Origin of the sequence: Burkholderia sp. AcTa6-5 (assembly GCF_017815075.1) — a bacterium.
In the GTDB taxonomy this organism is placed as follows: Bacteria; Pseudomonadota; Gammaproteobacteria; order Burkholderiales; family Burkholderiaceae; genus Burkholderia; species Burkholderia sola.
Map to the genome: position 1 here is coordinate 1 of NZ_JAGIQE010000081.1, position 537 is coordinate 537.

A 537-nucleotide genomic window follows, 5' to 3' on the forward strand; every position below is an offset into this window, starting at 1 on the left:
CGACTTCTTCATTCTGTAGAACTCCCTCAACGAGAAAATTCTACTTCTGATCCCGCCGGTTCTGCGGGGGGATTACCACAAGAGCGTGGCACCTCGCAGGTGTGAGCGGCTCGCGAGTGGTATCAGGTATATTCAGCGGGTTCTTGTCCTCACGGTATCCGTTCAATGGAATCAAGACGCAAGACAGTGTGCGTCGTCGCGCCCGCAGGTGTGCCCGATCCGCAAGGAATAGCGCGCGGCATCGCGCTCGTCGAAAGCTGGGGCTTCAAGGTCACGACGGGCGCGCATCTCGGCAATCGGTACCGCTATTTTGCCGGTACCGCCGAGGAGCGCGCGGACGACCTGCGGCGCGCCTTGATGGATCCGTCAATCGATATCGTCTGGCTCGCGCGAGGGGGATTCGGTTGCGCGCATCTGCTCGAGCGCCTGCCCGACGAGATCGCGACGCCGAAGACGATCGTCGGTTTTTCCGACGCGACGTCGCTATTCTGCGCGCTTGCAGACCGGCCCGGCGTGCGCTTGTTGCATGGTCCGACA

General features: G+C 61.6%; 1 protein-coding gene. It reads left to right on the forward strand.

Annotated elements, in window-relative coordinates; genetic code table 11:
- Positions 1-165: 165 nt before the first annotated feature.
- Positions 166-537 (forward strand): LD-carboxypeptidase (locus J8I33_RS34295; RefSeq protein WP_209940005.1); only part of this gene is annotated, 372 nt, incomplete at its 3' end.